The sequence below is a fragment of the Ensifer sp. 2TAB8 genome (genome assembly GCF_052115125.1).
In the GTDB taxonomy this organism is placed as follows: domain Bacteria; phylum Pseudomonadota; class Alphaproteobacteria; order Rhizobiales; family Rhizobiaceae; genus Ensifer.
The window spans coordinates 18,496-36,181 of sequence record NZ_JBFRGB010000014.1; the positions used below are offsets into that span (position 1 = coordinate 18,496).

A 17,686-nucleotide genomic window follows, 5' to 3' on the forward strand; every position below is an offset into this window, starting at 1 on the left:
GCTCGGACAATCGCAAGTCCGACCTTACATCCAGTAGGGCGGCACGCCGTAATAGTCGTAGACGCGGCGGCCGTTTTCTTCGTTCCAGTCGTATTCCTCGTTGCCGCGATATTTCGGTGCACGATCGACCTGATCGCGCGTCACGTCGGTGCGGTAGCCGCCAAGGTTCTCGTCATAGGTCAGCTTTGCCCAGGGCAGCGGATAGTGGTCTTCGCCAAGGCCGAGAAAGCCGCCGAAACCGAGCACGGCATAGGCCACCCGACCGCTGCGCTTTTCGATGATCACGCGCTCGATCGAGCCGATGTGCTTTTTGTCGGAGCCATAAACCTTCGTGCCTTCAACCTTGTCGCTCGCAATCAGGTCATGGGTTTCCTTGATACGGGCGTCCTGCAGGTTTGCGTTGTGATAGCTCACGCTTCTTCTCCATCCTTGATTGTTACCGAAGAGGGAACGGCTGGTTGGCTGGATGGTTCCGAAAATCTGGCGCAAACCGGCGCACTCGCGCGGTTTTGCCCCGTCCACTTCGTCAATCTGTCACGCAAATCACCTAAGACGCGGCCAACAGATCACGATGATCCCGCGTCGGGGCATCGAAGATCATGAGGGTGATCGAACTCATTGGGCGGGATGAGGAATCCGCAGATACTTTTCCTCATGCCGTAAGGGATAGCTGGAGCCAGCCATGCGCTACGCCATTTGTTTTACGCCGCCGATGGCCGACCCGCTTTCCGTGGTCGCCGCAAGCTGGCTTGGGCGCAACGTCTATTCCGGCGAGCCGACGGAATTGCCTTCGGTCACAGGCCTGAGCTCCGCCGACATCGCCTACCACACGGCGGTGCCGCGCCGCTTCGGTTTCCACGCGGTGATGATGTCGCCGTTTCGTCTGCACCCGGAGATGACGGAATCACAGCTGCTGAAGGCGCTGATGCATTTTGCCGGCGCGCAGACGCCGTTTGAAATCGATCGCCTGGAGGTCGCACGCATCGGCCGGTGCTTCGGCCTGATGCCGCAGGTGCCGAGCACCGCGATGCATCTGTTGGCGGCCAACGTCGTTCAGGAATTCGATGCCTTTCGCGCGCCGCTCAGCGAGGACGAGATCGAGCGTTCCGACCCGGATCGGCTGACCGCACCGCAGTTTTCCAATCTCCATCGCTGGGGCGATCCTCATGTGATGGACGAATATCGCTTCCACATGATGCTGACCGGCCCGTTGGCGTCCGACGCGATGCGCCAGGTCGAGCCACCCCTGCGCGAGCTGTTGGAGCCGTGCCTCGCGACGCCGCTTTCCGTCGGCAGCCTTGCCCTCTTCGTCGAGCAGGAGACCGGCGCGCCCTTGCGTGTGCACTCGCAGCATCCGCTCGGCAAGATCTCCACGAACGCCCGCGCCGAGCGCGCCAAACGCATGGTCGCCGATCCCTCGCTCGGTTCGGGATCGATGCGACCCTTACCGCTCATTGTCGCGGCATTGATGGCGCAGCGTTAGATTTGTCGGCGGTGGAGTTCGCTTAAAACAAAAGCGCTTTTGGATAAGGCAAACCCAGCGGGGGCATGTTCGCTTGCGAGAAATAGCGCAATGAATTTGTTTCTTCGTCGATTATCGCGGTTTGGGAGCCGATAATGCGGCAGCGGAACAGGGTCACCACATATTCAACCTGATCGCCGTTCGGGTAGGTGTGTCGAAACTCCTTCCCACCGAATACCCCCAGGATGGCTTCGACAAAAACCGGATAGCCCGTTTCTTCCATCACCTCCCGGATCACTGCCTCCGCTGGCGTTTCGCCCGGCTCGATCGCGCCCGCGGGCAGGCTCCAGCCTTCGCCGCCTGATTTCTCCTGCAGCAGGATCTGGCCATCGGAATCAAGAATGGCGGCGGCCACCGACGGACAAAGGAGAAGGCTGGTGCCGATTTTTTCGCGAAGCGTTTGGATGTAGGATTTCATCTCGGCAAGGCCGCTTGATTCTATTGGACGTCGTTTCAGATAAACGCTCAACCTGGGCTCGAGTCGAGCTTTTCAGATAGTTTCAGCTCGGCTCCGGACGATATCGCTGCCTCACCTAGCGTCATTTCGGTATCGACAATCCGGTCGGCGGTGATACCGTTCGGGAAAAATCGAAGGGTGATTTGATGTCTGAGACTAAGTATCCGCGCGATCTCGTTGGCTATGGCCGCAATCCGCCGAAGGCAAACTGGCCGGGCGACGCGCGCATTGCCGTGCAGTTCGTGCTGAATTACGAGGAGGGTGGCGAAAGCTGCATTCTCGATGGCGATCCGGCTTCCGAATGTCTGCTATCCGAGATCGTCGGCGCGCAGCCCTGGCATGGCCAGCGTAACCTCAACATGGAATCGATCTACGAGTACGGCGCGCGCTCCGGTTTCTGGCGGCTGTGGCGCATGTTCACGAGCCGCAACGTGCCCCTGACTGTCTACGGCGTGACGCAGGCGATGGCGCGCAATCCGGAAGCGGTTGCGGCCATGAAGGAAGCCGGCTGGGAGATTGCCAGCCACGGCCTGCGCTGGCTCGAATACAAGGATTTCCCCGAAGAGGTCGAACGCGAGCATATCCGCGAGGTCGTCCGCCTGCACACGGAACTCACCGGCGAGCGGCCGCTCGGCATCTACCAAGGCAAGCCTTCGTCCAATACGCTGAAGCTGGTGCTGGAAGAGGGCGGTTTCCTCTATTCCTGCGACAGCTATGCCGACGAACTGCCCTATTGGGTGCCCGGCCTGCCGGCCGACAAACCGCACCTGATCATCCCCTACACGCTTGACGCCAACGACATGCGCTTCGCAACGCCGCAGGGCTTCAACAGCGGCGACCAGTTCTTCAGCTACCTGAAGGACACATTCGACGTGCTTTACGAGGAAGGCCGCCAGGGCGACGCCAAGATGATGAACATCGGCCTGCACTGCAGGCTCGTCGGGCGCCCGGGTCGTGCGGCCGCGCTCGCCCGCTTCATCGATTACGTCATGTCGCATGACAAGGTCTGGGTGCCCCGGCGCATCGATATCGCCAACCACTGGTACCAGCACCACAAGCCGGAAGGGGCGCTCTGATGTCCGACCGCGACGCCTTCGTCGCCCGTTTCGGCGGCGTGTTCGAGCATTCACCCTGGGTGGCCGAACGCGCCTTCGATCGCGCCACGACGGCGGGCCTGATGGCGGGCAACGTGCATTCGGCACTCTGCCAGGCTTTTCGTGCGGCATTGCCGCGCGAGAAGCTACAGGTCTTGCGCGCCCATCCCGATCTTGCCGGCAAGCTGGCGATCGCGGGCAAGCTGACGGCGGACTCGACGGCGGAGCAAGCGTCTGCCGGTCTCGACCGGCTGACGCCCGAGGAGCATCAGCGCTTCACGGCGCTGAACGATGCCTACACGAAGAAATTCGGCTTTCCCTTCATCATCGCTGTGAAGGGGCTGACCAAGGGGCAGATTCTCGCCGCCTTCGAAAGCCGCATTGACAATTCGCCCGAAGAGGAATTTGAAACCGCTTGCGCGCAGGTGGAGAAAATCGCCCGCCTGCGGCTGCAGTCGATGCTTCCTGGAGACGAAAATGCCTGACAAAACCGTTCGATACGCGCCCTCACTCACCAGGGGGACCATCGAACTGGATCTCGCAAGCGCACTGATGCACGAGGTTCATGCCTGATGTCGCGCCGACTTAAGATCGAACCGCTGACGCGCGACGCCTTTGCACCTTTCGGAACCGTCATCGAGGCCGACCCGGCGACAATGCGCTACATCAACGGCGGCAACACGGAACGTTTCCATGGGCTGGCGCGCGCCGATGTCGTGGGCGACGGTGCCAACGTCATCATCAACATCTTCCGCGGCCAGCCGCGCGCATTTCCCTATTCTGTGTCGATGATGGAGCGCCACCCGCTCGGCAGCCAGAGCTTTTCGCCGCTCGATGACCGCCCCTGGCTCGTCGTCGTTGCCGAAGACCGGGACGGCCGCCCCGGCGAGCCGCGGGTGTTTCAGGCAAGCGGCCGGCAGGGCGTCAATTACGGCCGCAATGTCTGGCACCACCCGCTGATGTCGGTCGGTTCGGTCAGCGATTTCCTGATCGTCGACCGCGAAGGGCCGGGCAACAATCTCGAAGAGTACTTTTATGACGAGCCCTTCGTCATCGAGAGTGCGATCTAGCGACTGATGGAAAATGCGGACGTCTTCGTCCGCATCCCGTGCCAGTTTATGAAAGAGGATGAGATGAGCAGCACCGGCCGCCTGACGACCCATGTTCTCGATACCGCACTCGGCAAGCCGGCCGAAGGGCTGCGCATCGATCTCTACTGGCTGGAGGGTGAGGAGCGGCAGTTGATCCGCACCGTACACACAAACAGCGACGGCCGCGTCGACGGACCCATGGTCGAAGGCATCGGTTTCATGGCCGGCAACTACGAACTCGTCTTCCACGCTGGCGACTACCTGCGCCGGTCAGGCACAACGCTGCCGGAGCCGGCCTTCCTCGACCGCATCCCCTTGCGCTTCGGCATCGCCGATCCGGCGAGCCACTACCACGTGCCGCTGCTGCTTTCGCCCTATGGATACTCGACCTATCGGGGGAGTTGAAGCTTAGGGGGCGTGCGCTCGCTTCGCCGTTTTGCCGGAAGGACCACTTCAAGCTCCCTCATCCTCGCCCTTGTGGCGGGGATCCAGCGACCCGATGTCCGTCGGGTCAAAAGACCTTTCAGCCCAAGGAATTGGGCTGCTCCGCAGTTCCGGTGGAACTGCTCGGGATTCCTGTGACAGGCACAGGAATGAGGGCCGGACTGGCTGATGCCGCGGCCTATTCCGCCAGAATGCTGCGGTCGACGTCGTTGATGTTGCGCTTGCCGCAGAGCGCCATGGTGATGTCCATCTCCTTGCGGATGATCTCCAGCGCCTTGGTCACGCCCTCCTTGCCCATGGCGCCGAGGCCATAGAGGAACGGGCGGCCGATATAGGTGCCCTTGGCGCCCATGGCGACGGCTTTCAGCACGTCCTGGCCGGAGCGGATGCCGCCGTCGACATGGACTTCGATCTGGTGGCCCACGGCATCGACGATGCGCGGCAGCATGCTGATCGAGGAATGGGCGCCGTCGAGCTGCCGGCCGCCGTGGTTGGAAACGATGATCGCGTCGGCGCCGGTGGCGGCCGCCATCTTGGCGTCTTCCGGGTCGAGGATACCCTTGAGGATCAGCGGCCCGCCCCAGCGTTCCTTGATCCAGGCAACATCCTTCCAGGACAGCTGCGGATCGAACTGTTCGGCCGTCCAGGCTCCGAGCGAGGAAAGATCGGTGACGCTCTTTGCGTGGCCGACGATGTTGCGGAAGGTGCGGCGCTTGGTGCCGAGCATCTTCATGCACCAGCCGGGACGTGTCGCCATCTGCCAGAGGTGCTTCGGCGTCATCTTCGGCGGCGCGGAGAGGCCGTTTCTCAGGTCCTTGTGGCGTTGGCCGAGAATCTGCAGGTCGAGCGTCAGCACCAGCGCCGAGCATTTGGCCGCCTTGGCGCGGTCGATCAGGTTCAGCACGAATTCGCGCTCGCGCATGACGTAGAGCTGGAACCAGAAGGGTTTGGTCGTGACCGAGGCGACGTCCTCGATCGAGCAGATGCTCATGGTCGAGAGCGTGAAGGGTACGCCGAAGGCTTCGGCCGCCTGGGCCGCCAGCATCTCGCCGTCGGCGTGCTGCATGCCGGTGAGGCCAGTCGGTGCAAGCGCCACCGGCATCGATACCTTCTGGCCGATCATCGTCGTTTCGAGCGACCGGTCGGTCATGTCGACCAACACGCGCTGGCGCAGCTTCACCTTGGCAAAATCCTCCTCGTTGGCGCGGTAGGTGCCTTCGGTCCAGGCGCCGCTGTCGGCATAGTCGAAGAAGAGCTTCGGCACCCGGCGCTTGGCAAGAGCCTTGAGGTCGCTGATTTCGAGGATTTGCGTCATGGAAACGGCCTTCGTCTGGATCACGAGTTGAAGCGGGATGCGGGCAAGCCGCACATGCCATTCTCAGCAGAGATGCCGAGCCATTACCATGTTTGCCGGAGGCTTGTTAATAGCCTCTACGCAAAGAGGTCAATTTTCTTGACCTCTTTGCGTTTGGCACATCATGCCGCAGCCAATTCCGATTTCGCAGGCCTGCCGGCGACATAGGTTTCGACGATCGCGCGATCGTCGCCCATCGTCTGCAGTAGGAAGAGCTCGTCGGCCAGAGAATTGACCACTTCGGCCCTGAGCGCCATGGCCGGCGTTGCCGCCATGTCGAGCACGATGAAATCGGCGTCGGTGCCGGATTCCAGCGTGCCGATCCTGTCGACGAGCGACAGCGCCTCGGCGTTGCCGCGGGTCATCATGAAGAAGCTGTCGAAGGGGTTCAGCCGCTCGCCTTGCAGCTGCAGGATCTTGTAGGCCTCGTCGAGCGTCTTCAGCATGGAATAGCTGGTGCCGCCGCCGATGTCGGAGGCGACCGAGGTGCGCACCGGCTTCTCGCGGCGGTTGAGCGCGCGGAGCGGAAAGAGGCCGGAGCCGAGGAAGAGATTGGATGTCGGGCAGAAGACGGCGACCGAGCCGGTCTCGCTCATCGCATCTGCCTCGCGCTCCGAGAGGTGGATGCAGTGGCCGAAGAGGCTCTTGCGCCCGAGCAGGCCGTAATGGGCGTAGACGTCGGTATAGTCCTTGGCTTCCGGATAGAGTTCGCAGGTAAAGGCGATCTCGTCGCGGTTCTCCGAAAGATGGGTTTGCAGGTGCAGGTCCGGGAACTCGTGCACCAGCGACTTGGCGACATCCATTTGTTCGGGCGTCGAGGTGATGGCGAAGCGCGGGGTGATGGCGACGTGGTTGCGGCCCTTGCCATGCCATTCGCGGATCACCGCGCGGGTTTCGTCGTAGCCCATCTGCGGCGTGTCGAGCAGGCCTTGCGGTGCGTTGCGGTCCATCATCACCTTGCCGGCGATCATGCGCATGTCACGCCTGAGCGCCTCGGCGAAGAAGGCATCGGCGGATGCCTTGTGCACGGAGCAATAGGCGGTCGCCGTCGTCGTGCCATGGCGCACCATCTCATCGAAGAAGCGCGTTGCAATGCGGGTCGCATGGGCGCTCTCGACGAAGCGGCATTCCTCCGGGAAGGTATAGGTGTTCAGCCACTCCAGCAGGTTGGCGGCATAGGAGGCCATCACCTGCATCTGCGGGAAATGCAGGTGTGTGTCGATGAATCCGGGCACGATCAGGTGCGGGCGGTGATCGATTTCCACCACCTCTCCCGGAGCCCCGGCCTTGACGGCGACATAACCGCCGCTGGCAATGATCTCTCCACCCGCCACCAGCAAGGCACCGTCGCTTTCGTAGCTGTAGGCGCCACTATCGTCGATCGACATCGGCGCGCGGTGAAAGCTCAGCAATCGGCCGCGGATGAGGGTGGTGGTCATTGTGTCTTGCCTTCCTCGACGGCGCTTTCGAACCAGGCTGTCAGCAGCTGGCGCTCGTCCGTCGTCATATCTGTCACGTTGCCGGGCGGCATCGCGTGGCTGCGCCCGGCCTGGATATAGATTTCGCGGGCATGGGCGGCAATCTCCGCGTCGCTTTCCAGCATCACGCCCTTCGGCGCCTGGGTGATGCCCTCGTAAACGGGCTCCGCCGCATGGCACATCGAACAGCGTGTCGAGACCGTGTCCTTGACGGCGGGGAAGTGGGCATTGGCGGCGAAGCGGGTGAAGGCCGGCGCAACCTCGGCCTTCTCGCCGCCGGTCAGCACCTTCGGCACGGTCGAGAGCCACATGATCAGGATGAAGATCAGCGCGGTGACGAGCCAGGTCCAGGTGGGCTTGCCCTTGCGCGCATGGGTGGTGTTGAACCAGTGGCGGATGGTGACGCCCATCAGGAAGACCAGCGCCGCGATGATCCAGTTGAACGCGGTGGCGAAAGCCAGCGGGTAGTGGTTCGACAGCATGAAGAAGATGACGGGCAGCGTCAGGTAGTTGTTGTGCAGCGAGCGCTGCTTGGCCTGGGCGCCGAGCTTCGGGTCCGGCGTGCGGCCGGCGATCAGATCCGCGACGACGATCTTCTGGTTGGGGATGATGATGAAGAACACATTGGCCGACATGATCGTCGCGGTGAAGGCGCCGAGATGCAGGAAGGCCGCGCGACCGGTGAAGACCTGGGTGTAGCCCCAGGCCATGGCGACGAGCGCCACATAGAGTAGCGCCATCAGTCCCCAGGTGTTCTTGCCGATTGGCGACTTGCACAAGAGGTCATAAAACAGCCAGCCGATGCCGAGCGAGGCGAGCGAGATCAGGATCGCCGTCGTTGCCGAGATGTCGAGCACATGGCGGTCGACCAGGAAGAGATCGGCGCCGCCATAGTAGACGACACAGAGCATGGCGAAGCCCGAGAGCCACGTCACGTAGGATTCCCATTTGAACCAGGTGAGGTGCTCGGGCATCGAGGCCGGCGCCACCAGATATTTCTGGATGTGGTAGAAGCCGCCGCCATGGACCTGCCATTCCTCGCCATAGGCGCCGACCGGCAGGTGGTCGCGCTTCACCAGGCCAAGATCGAGCGCGATGAAATAGAAGGATGAGCCGATCCAGGCGATGGCCGTAATTACGTGCAGCCAGCGCACGGCAAAGGCCAGCCATTCCCAGGCGATGGCGAATTCGTACATTCAGATCCCCTTTGTCTCCGTTACCTCACTTTGCGCATAAACAGCGGAGCGGAAAAGGGGCCTTGGCGCTCCTCAAGCGCTATTTGCTTGCAGGAACTGTGGTGGGCAGAGCTCGCCGAGGATCCAGTCGCGGAAAATCCGGATCTTCGGCGTGTTGCGGCGGGCGTGCGGATAGGCGAGCCAATAGTCGCAGCCGTCGCTGCAGCGAAGATCGAAGGGCTGGTAGAGGCGGCCGAGTGCGACGTCATCGGGATAGAATTCCGGCGTCAGGATCGCCACACCCTGGCCGGCAATTGCGGCGCGTGCCTCGAACGTCTGGGCGCCGAGCCGGCTGTGCGGCCGGCCCTCGAGATCAGGGTCCTCGACGCCGGCGGCCTTGAACCACATAGGCCACCAGGGATCGCCCGCATCGATGATGCGGAGCTTCAGGAGGTCGCGCGGCTCGTGCACGCCGCCGATGGTTTCGGCAAGCGTCGGGCTCAGCATGGGGCTGAACTCGACACGCATCAGCGGGTGTGTGTCGAGGCCGGGCCAGACGCCACCACCCGAGCGGATGGCGAGATCGGCTGGCTCGCGGGTGAAATCGGTGAGCGAGTCGCTGGTCGTCAGCCGGACGGCGATGTTCGGATGGGCGAGTTGGAAGCTGCCGATATTGCGGGCAAGCCATTGCGAGGCGAAGGTCGGCGTCGAGCTGATCAAAAGCGCGCTGTCGATATCGCCGCGGGCATTGGAAACGGCTTCCTGCAGCATCTCGAAGGCTTCGGTCACGCGTGGCGCCATGCGCTGGCCCACATCCGTCAGCGAGATCTGGCGCGGGCGGCGCAGGAACAGCGGCTCGCCGACATTCTCCTCGATCAACTTAACCTGGTAGCTCACGGCCGTCTGGGTCATGCCCAGCTCTTCGCCGGCCTTGGTGAAGCTGCCGAGCCTTGCAACCGCCTCGAAGACCCGGAGCGCATTCAGCGGAAACTGCTTCGACATCTTCATGGATAAGTTCTCTTGATGCATGCAGACGGATGTTCGATTGGATTTCGATCCTCCTCCACGGCATCCTTCAAGTCAACTTCCCAAGACGAAACAGGTGCTGACGTGACTTGCGATACATTCGAACATACTGAAAGAAAACCGTTTCTTTTATTCGATCCGGTCATCCGGCTCGCGGCCGCCCTGTTCGGCGGCCTCGTTGCCGCCAAGCCGACATTGGACGTCGGGGCGCTCCCGGATCATATCAAGAGAGACATGGGTTTCATGGATGGCCGTGGCGCCTATGGCGATGACGAAGAGGCAATGGCCAACTCTCGCCGCCTTTTCAGCGTCGATGAACTGCCGCGGTTTTAACGTTGACGACGATGGCCGTCAGGTATGCCGAAGGCGCTCGACGGCCATCAGCACACGCTCCGGTGTTGCCGGGGCGTCAAGGCGCGGGCACTCGCGATAATCCGCAACGCTTGCCACCGCCATCGACAGCGCTTCGAGCACCGAGATCGGCAGCATGAAAGGCGGCTCTCCCACCGCCTTGGAGCGGCCGATGGTCTTTTCGGCGTTGGCCGACCATTCGGCGAGCTTGACGTTGAAGATCTTCGGGCGGTCGGAGGCGAGCGGGATCTTGTAGGTGGAGGGGGCGTGCGTGCGTAGCCGTCCCTTGTCGTCCCACCAGAGCTCTTCCGTCGTCAGCCAGCCCATGCCCTGAACGAAGCCGCCTTCGATCTGGCCGATGTCGATCGCCGGATTGAGCGAACGGCCGACATCGTGCAGCACGTCGACGCGATCGACCATGTATTCGCCAGTCAGTATGTCGATCGACACCTCTGAAACCGAAGCGCCATAGGCGAAGTAATAGAAGGGCGTGCCGCGGCCGCTGGCGCGATCCCAATGGATTTTCGGCGTCTTGTAATAGCCGGCGGCCGATAGCTGGATGCGGCCCATATAGGCCTGCTTGATGAACTCGGGGAAGGGGATGAGCTCTTCGCCGATCTTCACATGATTGGCGACGAAGCTGACATTCTCGGGCGTCGTCTGCCAGCGCTCGCACGCAAAGCCAACGAGACGCTCCTTGATCTGGCGCGCGGCGTCATGAGCCGCCATGCCGTTGAGATCGGAGCCCGAGGAGGCGGCGGTCGCGGACGTGTTCGGCACCTTGCCGGTCGTCGTCGCCGTGATGCGGACCCGATCGAGATCGACCTGGAAACTGTCGGCGATCACCTGAGCGACCTTGATGTAGAGGCCCTGGCCCATCTCGGTGCCGCCATGGTTCAGATGGATCGAGCCATCCTGGTAGATGTGAACCAGCGCGCCCGCCTGGTTGAAGGCGGTGAGTGTGAAGGAGATGCCGAACTTCACCGGAGTCAGCGCGATGCCCTTGCGGATGACGCGGCTATTCCGGTTGAACTCGAGGACCGCCTGGCGGCGCGCCTGATAGTCTGCGCTTTCTTCGAGTTCGGCGACGATGCGCGCTATGATGTTGTCTTCGACCTGTTGGTGGTAGGGCGTGATGTCCCGGCCAGAACCCTTTTCACCGTAGAAGTTCAGCTTGCGGATTTCGAGCGGGTCCTTGCCGAGCTGGTAGGCGATCTCCTCGATGATGCGTTCGCCGCCGACCATGCCTTGCGGGCCGCCGAAACCGCGATAGGCGGTGTTGGAGACGGTGTTGGTCTTCAGCGGCTGTGAGGTGAGCTTCACATGCGGGTAGAAATAGGAGCTGTCGGCATGAAACAGTGCCCGGTCGGTGACGGGGCCGGAAAGGTCTGACGAGTAGCCGCAGCGCGCCGCGTAGTTCGCATGCACCGCATGGATACGGCCGTCGTCGTCGAAGCCGACATCGTAGTCGACGAGGAAGTCGTGGCGCTTGCCGGTCGCCGTCATGTCCTCGTCCCGATCAGGGCGGAACTTGACTGCGCGGTTGAGCTTCTTCGCCGCCACGGCGGCAAGCGCTGCGAACTGGTTTCCTTGCGTTTCCTTGCCGCCGAAGCCGCCGCCCATGCGGCGGACGTTCACGGTCACCGCATTGGAGGGCACGCCGAGCACATGCGAGACCATGTGCTGGACCTCGCTTGGGTGCTGGGTCGAGGACCAGACGGTGACCTCGTCATCCTCGCCTGGAATGGCAAGCGCAATATGGCCTTCGAGGTAGAAATGCTCCTGGCCGCCGACGCGCATGCTGCCCTTCAAGCGGCGCGGCGCCTTGTCCAACTCGGCTTCAGCGTCTCCGCGCTGCAGGGTCAGCGGCTGGGTGACGAGCTCGCCCCCACGAGCGACGGCGTCGAGAATGTCGGTGAAATGCGGCAGGTCGCGATAGGTGATCTTCGCCAGTCGTGCCGCCCGGCGGGCGATGTCGCGGGTTTCGGCAATGACGGCGAAGGCCGGCTGGCCATGAAACTGCACGAGGCCATCCGCGAGCACCGGTTCGTCATGCAGGTGGCTCGGGCTGATGTCGTTGGAATGCGGCATGTCCTTGGCGGTCAGCACCAGGATGACACCGGGTACGGCGGCGACGGCCGAAAGATCCATGGCCGTGATTTCCGCATGCGCCCGGTCGGTCATGCCAAGGGCGCCATGCAGCGTGCCCGCGGTTTCGGGCATGTCGTCGATATAGTCGGCGGTGCCGGAGACGTGCTTGTGGGCGCTGTCGTGACGCTGCGAGACATGCATCTCGCCGCGGATCGCCTTGCGTTCCTCGAAGGTGGACTTGTCCATGGTCATTTGTCTCCCGCAGCAAAGCGAACCAGTTGCGCAGGCTCGCCGCCACTTTCCAGGAAGAAACGCATCAGGAGGTTTTTCGCCGTCAGCATGCGATAGTCACTCGTCGCCCGCCAATCGGTCAGCGGCTGGTAGTCGGTCTCGAAGGTAGCTTGTGCTGCGCGAACAGTCTCCTCGGTCCAGGGCTTGCCGATCAGCGCGGCCTCGACGTTCGTGGCGCGCTTTGGCGTGGCGGCCATGCCGCCGAAGGCGATGCGGGCAGAGCGGACGACGCCGTTTTCCACGGACAGCCGGAAGGCGCCGAGCAGGGCGGAGATATCCTCGTCGCGCCGCTTGGAGATCTTGTAGGCGGCAAAGAGCTCATCCTCCGGCAGGCGCGGCACGAAGACGCTCTCGACGAATTCGCCGGGCTGTCGGTCCTGTTTCCCATAGGCGATGAAGAAGTCTTCGAGCGATAGCGTTCGGCGGCCCGCTTTGGAGCGCAGCGTCACGGTCGCACCGAGAACGATCAGTGGCGGCGGGCTGTCGCCGATCGGCGACCCATTGGCGATGTTGCCGCCGATCGTGCCCATGTTGCGCACCTGCTCGCCGCCGATGCGGTTGATCAGGGGACCGAGGCCGGGAAAGGCCTTGGCAAGCGCTGCATAGGCCATGGTGTAGCTGACGCCGGCGCCGATCGTCACGCCCGCCTCGTTCTCGTCGATACGCTGCAGCTCGGTGATGCCGTTGATGAAGATGACCGGGTTGATCGGCCGCATCTGCTTGGTCACCCACAGACCGACATCGGTGGAGCCGGCAACGACTGTCGCCCCCGGATTGTCCGCAAGGGCTTCCGCAAGCCCGTTACCGTCGGCCGGCACGATCAGACAGTTTTCATCCTGGCGGACGGTGATCGTCTCGGCCGGTGCCAGTGCCTTCAGTCGAGCGGTAATCGTTTCCCGCTCTCTTGCGATCGGATCGAAGATGTCAGAAGGCCGTGCCTTGGCGGCTGCTTCGGCTGCGCGCACGATCGGCTCATAGCCGGTGCAACGACAGAGATTGCCTTGCAGCGCCTTTTCGATGTCGGCGCGGTCGGGGTCGTCATTCGCAAGCCACAGGCCATAGAGCGACATGACGAAGCCGGGCGTGCAGAAGCCGCATTGCGAGCCATGAAAATCGACCATCGCCTGCTGTACCGGATGCAGCGTGCCATCCTGGCCGGCGAGATGCTCGACGGTGACGACATGGCTTGCCTGCAGCGAGCCGAGGAATCGAATGCAGGCGTTGACACCCTCATAGACGAGCCGGTCGCCGACAAGCCGCCCCACGAGCACGGTGCAGGCGCCGCAGTCACCTTCGGCGCAGCCTTCCTTGGTGCCGGTCAGCCGGCGGTCGAGCCGCAGATAATCAAGCAGCGTCGCGGTCGGTGCGATGTCGGAAAGTGTGACCTCGCGGTCATTGAGGATGAAGCTGATGCTTCCGTTCGGCTGGGGCATGCCATTCATTCCCTGCGGCTGCTGCGTATACCTGAAATCACTTTGATCTTAGGTGGTTATGCAGAAAAGCAAAGAGCCGCGGAGATTTTTGCACGCCCCGCCAATGTGCGCCTATTGCGCCGTCCAGCCGCCATCCATGGAAACATGGGTGCCGGTGATCTGCGCCGCATCGTCGCCAGCAAGATAGACTGCGAGTGCGGCCACCTGTTCCACCGTGATGAACTTCTTGGTCGGCTGCCCCTTCAGCATCACGTCGTTGATCACCTGCTGTTCGGTGATGCCGCGGGTGCGCGCCTGGTCGGGGATCTGCTTTTCGACGAGCGGCGTCAGCACGTAGCCGGGGCAGATCGAGTTTGCGGTGACGCCGTTCTCCGCGACTTCGAGCGCCACCGTCTTCGTCAGTCCGAGCACGCCATGCTTGGCCGCGACATAGGCCGCCTTGAAGGGCGAGGCGACGAGGCCATGGGCCGACGCGATGTTGATGATGCGGCCCCACCCCTTGGCCTTCATGCCGGGAATGGCGGCGCGGATGGTGTGGAACGAGGAAGACAGGTTGATCGCGATGATGCGATCCCATTGCTCGACAGGGAAATCCTCGACTTTTTCGACATATTGGATGCCGGCATTGTTGACGAGGATGTCGACGCCGCCGAAGCGGGTCGTCGCCGTGGCGATCAGATCGGCGATCTCGGCCGGCTTCGTCATGTCGGCGCCGTGATAGATGACCGTGCCGCTCGTCAGCGCGCTAACATCATCCGTCGCTTGTCTGATCTCGTCCGCACTGCCGAAGCCGTTCAGCACGATGTTGGCGCCGCCTTTGGCGAAAGCCTTGGCGATCGCAAGCCCGATGCCGCTCGTCGAACCGGTGATGACCGCTGTTTTCGTCATTGCTGCTCTCTCCCTTGTGGCGTCGCGGACTACTTTGTTGCGGCGCAGCAGCGCCAGCCTACGCGTAAAACCGCGGCGCTGACAATTGTGTTTTTAAGGTTGCGACGACAGAGTTGAGGCGGGGAATAGCGAAGCTGCGAAGTTGCGTTTTGTTTTCGTTTGACATTCGTTTTGCCATCGTATTGAAGTTTTCGAAATGACATGCCCGCCTTCAAGGTCGGGTGAAGAAACTTGCGTGTGGCCGGGGAGGGGCATATGGGCGGATATATTCTCGCGATCGATCAGGGAACGACCTCGAGCCGGGCGATCATCTTCGACGGTCAGCAGCAGATCGCCGGTGCCGGCCAGAAGGAATTCAAGCAGCATTTCCCGAAATCCGGCTGGGTCGAGCACGATCCCGAGGAAATCTGGCAGACCGTGCTTTCGACCGTCGAGGAGGCGATCGCCAAGGCTGGCATCACCGCTGCCGACCTTTCGGCCATCGGCATCACCAACCAGCGCGAGACCGTCGTCGTCTGGGATCGGCAGACCGGTTACCCCATCCACAACGCGATCGTCTGGCAGGATCGCCGCACCGCGTCCTATTGCGAAAGACTGAAGAAGCAGGGGTTGGAAAAGATTTTCACCCGGAAGACCGGTCTGCTGCTCGATCCCTATTTCTCCGGCACCAAGCTCAACTGGCTCTTGACCAATGTCGACAGAGCCCAGGCGCGCGCCGCCAAGGGCGAGCTCTGCTTCGGTACGATCGATACCTTCCTCATCTGGCGGCTGACCGGCGGCAAGTCCTTCGTGACGGACGCGACCAATGCTTCACGCACGCTGCTCTACAACATTTCAGAAAATGTCTGGGACGACGAACTCCTGAAGATCCTCAAGGTGCCGCGCGCCATGCTGCCCGAGGTCAAGGATTGCGCCGCCGATTTCGGGGTCACCGACCCGGCAATCTTTGGCGCCGCCATCCCGATCCTCGGCGTTGCCGGCGACCAGCAGGCAGCGACGATCGGCCAGGCCTGTTTCAAGCCGGGCATGCTGAAATCCACCTATGGCACCGGCTGCTTCGCGCTGCTCAATACCGGCAAGGACATGGTGCGCTCAAAGAACCGGTTGCTCACCACCATTGCCTACAAGCTTGATGGCGAAACGACCTACGCGCTCGAAGGCTCGATCTTCGTTGCCGGTGCTGCCGTGCAATGGCTGCGCGACGGGCTCAAGGTGATCAAGGCGGCCCCCGACACCGGCACGCTCGCCGCGAGCGCCGATCCGACGCAGGAGGTCTATCTGGTGCCCGCCTTCACCGGCCTCGGTGCGCCGCATTGGGACCCGGATGCGCGCGGCGCGATCTTCGGCATGACCCGCAATACCGGCCCGGCGGAATTCGCCCGTGCCGCACTCGAAGCCGTCTGCTACCAGACGCGCGACTTGCTTGAAGCGATGCACAAGGACTGGCGCAACGACGGCAAGGAAACGGTGCTGCGCGTCGATGGTGGCATGGTTGCCTCCGACTGGACGATGCAGCGGCTCTCCGACCTGCTCGACGCGCCGGTCGACCGGCCTGTCATCCTCGAAACCACCGCGCTCGGCGTAGCCTGGCTTGCCGGCAGCCGCGCCGGCGTCTGGCCGAAGCAGGAGGAGTTCGCCAAGTCCTGGGCGCGTGACTATCGTTTCGAGCCTGCCATGGACGACAAGACGCGCAAGGCGAAGCTCAAGGGATGGCGCAATGCCGTCAAGCGTACGCTGAGCTAAGCGCCAGAGGGGCGTGGATTTCCCGTTCCGCCCATTATCCGACACAGGCTGCATTCATGCTCATCCGGGAAACACAGCGTTTCCCGGATGAGCATTTGCTGCTCACGCGCGCGCCAACTATCTGTTGTGTCAACAGAAACAGGACGGGCATCATGGAACTCGGGCTTTACACATTTGCGGATGTCGATCCGACTGCAAGCGACAAGGGCAAGGAGGGGCAACGCCGCCTCAATAACCTTCTCGAAGAGATCGAACTTGCCGATCAGGTCGGCCTTGATGTTTTCGGCCTCGGCGAACATCACCGCCCGGACTACGCCGCTTCCGCGCCGGCGGTCATTCTGGCCGCTGCTGCCGCCAGGACGAAGAACATCCGGCTGACCAGCGCCGTCACGGTCTTAAGCTCCGACGATCCCGTGCGCGTCTTCCAGCAGTTTTCGACGCTGGATCTGATCTCCAACGGCCGTGCCGAGATCATGGCCGGTCGCGGGTCCTTCATCGAATCCTTCCCGCTCTTCGGCCAGTCGCTCGACGACTACGACCAGCTCTTTGCCGAGAAGCTCGATCTTCTGATGGCGCTGCGCGAGAGCGAGAAAGTCAGCTGGGCGGGCGAGATGCGGCCGGCGATCCACGACCGTGGCGTCTACCCGCGGCCGCTGCAGGAAATGCTGCCGCTCTGGATCGCCGTCGGCGGCACGCCGCAATCGGTGGCGCGTGCCGGCGCGCTCGGCCTGCCGGTGGCGCTGGCCATCATCGGGGGCGAACCACGCCGGTTTGCGCCGCTCTTCGATCTCTACCGCGAGGCGGCTCGCCGCGCCGGCCAGGATCCGGCCAGGCTGAAGACCAGCATCAACGTGCACGGCTTCATCGCCGACACGACCGATCTCGCTGCCGACCAGTTCTATGGGCCGCAGGCCGAGGTGATGAACCGCATTGGCCGCGAGCGCGGCTGGGGGCCGACCAACCGGGCACACTTCGACCAGGCCCGCAGCCCGAGCGGCAATCTCTTCCTTGGCGATCCGGAAACGGTGGCGGAGAAGATCGTCGAGAACTGGAAGGTCTTCCGCAACGATCGCTTCCTGCTGCAGATGGCAATCGGGCCGATGCCGCACGACCAGATCCTGCGCGGAATCGAGCTCTACGGCACCAGGGTGGCGCCGCTGGTGCGCAAGGCAGTCGCGGAAGAAAAGACGGTGGCACCGGCCGCCGTCTGACCTGCAACACCGGGTTCAGCGCCGGATTGAAAGCCAT

17 protein-coding genes are annotated in these 17,686 nt (G+C 62.6%); 8 read left to right on the top strand and 9 right to left on the bottom strand.

Annotated elements, in window-relative coordinates:
• Positions 1-24: 24 nt before the first annotated feature.
• Positions 25-414: a PRC-barrel domain-containing protein gene (locus tag AB4Z53_RS21835; RefSeq protein ID WP_113535551.1), complete on the bottom strand. Its 390-nt coding sequence runs from the start codon at positions 412-414 to the stop codon at positions 25-27.
• Between the two features lie 268 nt (positions 415-682).
• On the opposite strand from AB4Z53_RS21835, the gene AB4Z53_RS21840 reads away from it, so the two are divergent.
• Complete coding sequence (locus AB4Z53_RS21840; protein WP_113535550.1) at positions 683-1,483, top strand: DUF1045 domain-containing protein; 801 nt, start codon at positions 683-685, stop codon at positions 1,481-1,483.
• A gap of 22 nt (positions 1,484-1,505) precedes the next feature.
• Here AB4Z53_RS21840 and AB4Z53_RS21845 read toward each other — a convergent pair whose 3' ends face one another.
• Positions 1,506-1,940: an NUDIX domain-containing protein gene (locus AB4Z53_RS21845; RefSeq protein WP_441597699.1), complete on the bottom strand. Its 435-nt coding sequence runs from the start codon at positions 1,938-1,940 to the stop codon at positions 1,506-1,508.
• A 185-nt stretch (positions 1,941-2,125) separates the two neighbouring features.
• Here AB4Z53_RS21845 and puuE point away from each other — a divergent pair, with 185 nt between their 5' ends.
• The 4 genes from puuE (at position 2,126) to uraH (ending at position 4,569) form a co-directional block, all read left to right on the top strand.
• A complete protein-coding gene (puuE, locus tag AB4Z53_RS21850) occupies positions 2,126-3,055 on the top strand; it encodes an allantoinase PuuE (protein ID WP_223725184.1) in 930 nt (309 codons plus the stop codon).
• The gene (gene uraD, locus AB4Z53_RS21855) at positions 3,055-3,558 is read left to right on the top strand and encodes a 2-oxo-4-hydroxy-4-carboxy-5-ureidoimidazoline decarboxylase (RefSeq protein WP_441597700.1); all 504 of its coding nucleotides are present in this window, start codon (positions 3,055-3,057) and stop codon (positions 3,556-3,558) included. The genes puuE and uraD overlap by 1 nt, the downstream gene beginning before the upstream one ends.
• 87 nt (positions 3,559-3,645) lie before the next feature.
• On the top strand, positions 3,646-4,143 hold the full coding sequence (locus tag AB4Z53_RS21860) for an ureidoglycolate lyase (protein WP_291156954.1): 498 nt from the start codon (positions 3,646-3,648) through the stop codon (positions 4,141-4,143).
• Positions 4,144-4,206: 63 nt separating this feature from the next.
• Positions 4,207-4,569: a hydroxyisourate hydrolase gene (uraH, locus tag AB4Z53_RS21865; protein ID WP_291156952.1), complete on the top strand. Its 363-nt coding sequence runs from the start codon at positions 4,207-4,209 to the stop codon at positions 4,567-4,569.
• A gap of 217 nt (positions 4,570-4,786) precedes the next feature.
• Here the strand turns inward: uraH and AB4Z53_RS21870 are convergent, their stop codons facing one another.
• The 4 genes from AB4Z53_RS21870 to AB4Z53_RS21885 form a co-directional block, all read right to left on the bottom strand.
• Positions 4,787-5,923: an alpha-hydroxy acid oxidase gene (locus tag AB4Z53_RS21870; protein ID WP_291156950.1), complete on the bottom strand. Its 1,137-nt coding sequence runs from the start codon at positions 5,921-5,923 to the stop codon at positions 4,787-4,789.
• 161 nt (positions 5,924-6,084) lie between these two features.
• Positions 6,085-7,401: a guanine deaminase gene (gene guaD, locus AB4Z53_RS21875; RefSeq protein WP_441597701.1), complete on the bottom strand. Its 1,317-nt coding sequence runs from the start codon at positions 7,399-7,401 to the stop codon at positions 6,085-6,087.
• Complete coding sequence (gene puuD / locus AB4Z53_RS21880) at positions 7,398-8,636, bottom strand: urate hydroxylase PuuD (protein WP_441597702.1); 1,239 nt, start codon at positions 8,634-8,636, stop codon at positions 7,398-7,400. Before puuD ends, guaD begins: the two co-directional genes overlap by 4 nt.
• Positions 8,637-8,708: 72 nt before the next feature.
• On the bottom strand, positions 8,709-9,623 hold the full coding sequence (locus tag AB4Z53_RS21885) for a LysR substrate-binding domain-containing protein (protein ID WP_441597703.1): 915 nt from the start codon (positions 9,621-9,623) through the stop codon (positions 8,709-8,711).
• A 12-nt stretch (positions 9,624-9,635) separates the two neighbouring features.
• On the opposite strand from AB4Z53_RS21885, the gene AB4Z53_RS21890 reads away from it, so the two are divergent.
• A complete protein-coding gene (locus tag AB4Z53_RS21890; protein ID WP_291156944.1) occupies positions 9,636-9,974 on the top strand; it encodes a hypothetical protein in 339 nt (112 codons plus the stop codon).
• Between the two features lie 18 nt (positions 9,975-9,992).
• Here the strand turns inward: AB4Z53_RS21890 and xdhB are convergent, their stop codons facing one another.
• The 3 genes from xdhB to AB4Z53_RS21905 all read right to left on the bottom strand — a co-directional run bounded on the left by xdhB (position 9,993) and on the right by AB4Z53_RS21905 (position 14,695).
• Positions 9,993-12,329: a xanthine dehydrogenase molybdopterin binding subunit gene (gene xdhB, locus AB4Z53_RS21895; RefSeq protein WP_113535542.1), complete on the bottom strand. Its 2,337-nt coding sequence runs from the start codon at positions 12,327-12,329 to the stop codon at positions 9,993-9,995.
• 2 nt (positions 12,330-12,331) lie between these two features.
• Entirely contained in the window at positions 12,332-13,807 is a 1,476-nt protein-coding gene (gene xdhA, locus AB4Z53_RS21900; RefSeq protein ID WP_441597704.1) for a xanthine dehydrogenase small subunit, read from the bottom strand.
• A 111-nt stretch (positions 13,808-13,918) separates the two neighbouring features.
• Complete coding sequence (locus tag AB4Z53_RS21905; RefSeq protein WP_291157335.1) at positions 13,919-14,695, bottom strand: 3-hydroxybutyrate dehydrogenase; 777 nt, start codon at positions 14,693-14,695, stop codon at positions 13,919-13,921.
• A 255-nt stretch (positions 14,696-14,950) separates the two neighbouring features.
• Here AB4Z53_RS21905 and glpK point away from each other — a divergent pair, with 255 nt between their 5' ends.
• Entirely contained in the window at positions 14,951-16,438 is a 1,488-nt protein-coding gene (glpK, locus tag AB4Z53_RS21910; RefSeq protein WP_441597705.1) for a glycerol kinase GlpK, read from the top strand.
• 152 nt (positions 16,439-16,590) lie between these two features.
• The gene (locus tag AB4Z53_RS21915) at positions 16,591-17,649 is read left to right on the top strand and encodes an LLM class flavin-dependent oxidoreductase (protein ID WP_441597706.1); all 1,059 of its coding nucleotides are present in this window, start codon (positions 16,591-16,593) and stop codon (positions 17,647-17,649) included.
• Positions 17,650-17,686: the final 37 nt, after the last annotated feature.

Bases quoted from the DNA above. Each gene is read 5' to 3' on its own strand.
- AB4Z53_RS21840 (WP_113535550.1), top strand. From the start codon at position 683: ATGCGCTACGCCATTTGTTTTACGCCGCCGATGGCCGACCCGCTTTCC.
- AB4Z53_RS21845 (WP_441597699.1), bottom strand. From the start codon at position 1,940: ATGAAATCCTACATCCAAACGCTTCGCGAAAAAATCGGCACCAGCCTT.
- puuE (WP_223725184.1), top strand. From the start codon at position 2,126: ATGTCTGAGACTAAGTATCCGCGCGATCTCGTTGGCTATGGCCGCAAT.
- uraD (WP_441597700.1), top strand. From the start codon at position 3,055: ATGTCCGACCGCGACGCCTTCGTCGCCCGTTTCGGCGGCGTGTTCGAG.
- AB4Z53_RS21860 (WP_291156954.1), top strand. From the start codon at position 3,646: ATGTCGCGCCGACTTAAGATCGAACCGCTGACGCGCGACGCCTTTGCA.
- uraH (WP_291156952.1), top strand. From the start codon at position 4,207: ATGAGCAGCACCGGCCGCCTGACGACCCATGTTCTCGATACCGCACTC.
- AB4Z53_RS21870 (WP_291156950.1), bottom strand. From the start codon at position 5,923: ATGACGCAAATCCTCGAAATCAGCGACCTCAAGGCTCTTGCCAAGCGC.
- guaD (WP_441597701.1), bottom strand. From the start codon at position 7,401: ATGACCACCACCCTCATCCGCGGCCGATTGCTGAGCTTTCACCGCGCG.
- puuD (WP_441597702.1), bottom strand. From the start codon at position 8,636: ATGTACGAATTCGCCATCGCCTGGGAATGGCTGGCCTTTGCCGTGCGC.
- AB4Z53_RS21885 (WP_441597703.1), bottom strand. From the start codon at position 9,623: ATGAAGATGTCGAAGCAGTTTCCGCTGAATGCGCTCCGGGTCTTCGAG.
- xdhB (WP_113535542.1), bottom strand. From the start codon at position 12,329: ATGGACAAGTCCACCTTCGAGGAACGCAAGGCGATCCGCGGCGAGATG.
- xdhA (WP_441597704.1), bottom strand. From the start codon at position 13,807: ATGCCCCAGCCGAACGGAAGCATCAGCTTCATCCTCAATGACCGCGAG.
- AB4Z53_RS21905 (WP_291157335.1), bottom strand. From the start codon at position 14,695: ATGACGAAAACAGCGGTCATCACCGGTTCGACGAGCGGCATCGGGCTT.
- glpK (WP_441597705.1), top strand. From the start codon at position 14,951: ATGGGCGGATATATTCTCGCGATCGATCAGGGAACGACCTCGAGCCGG.
- AB4Z53_RS21915 (WP_441597706.1), top strand. From the start codon at position 16,591: ATGGAACTCGGGCTTTACACATTTGCGGATGTCGATCCGACTGCAAGC.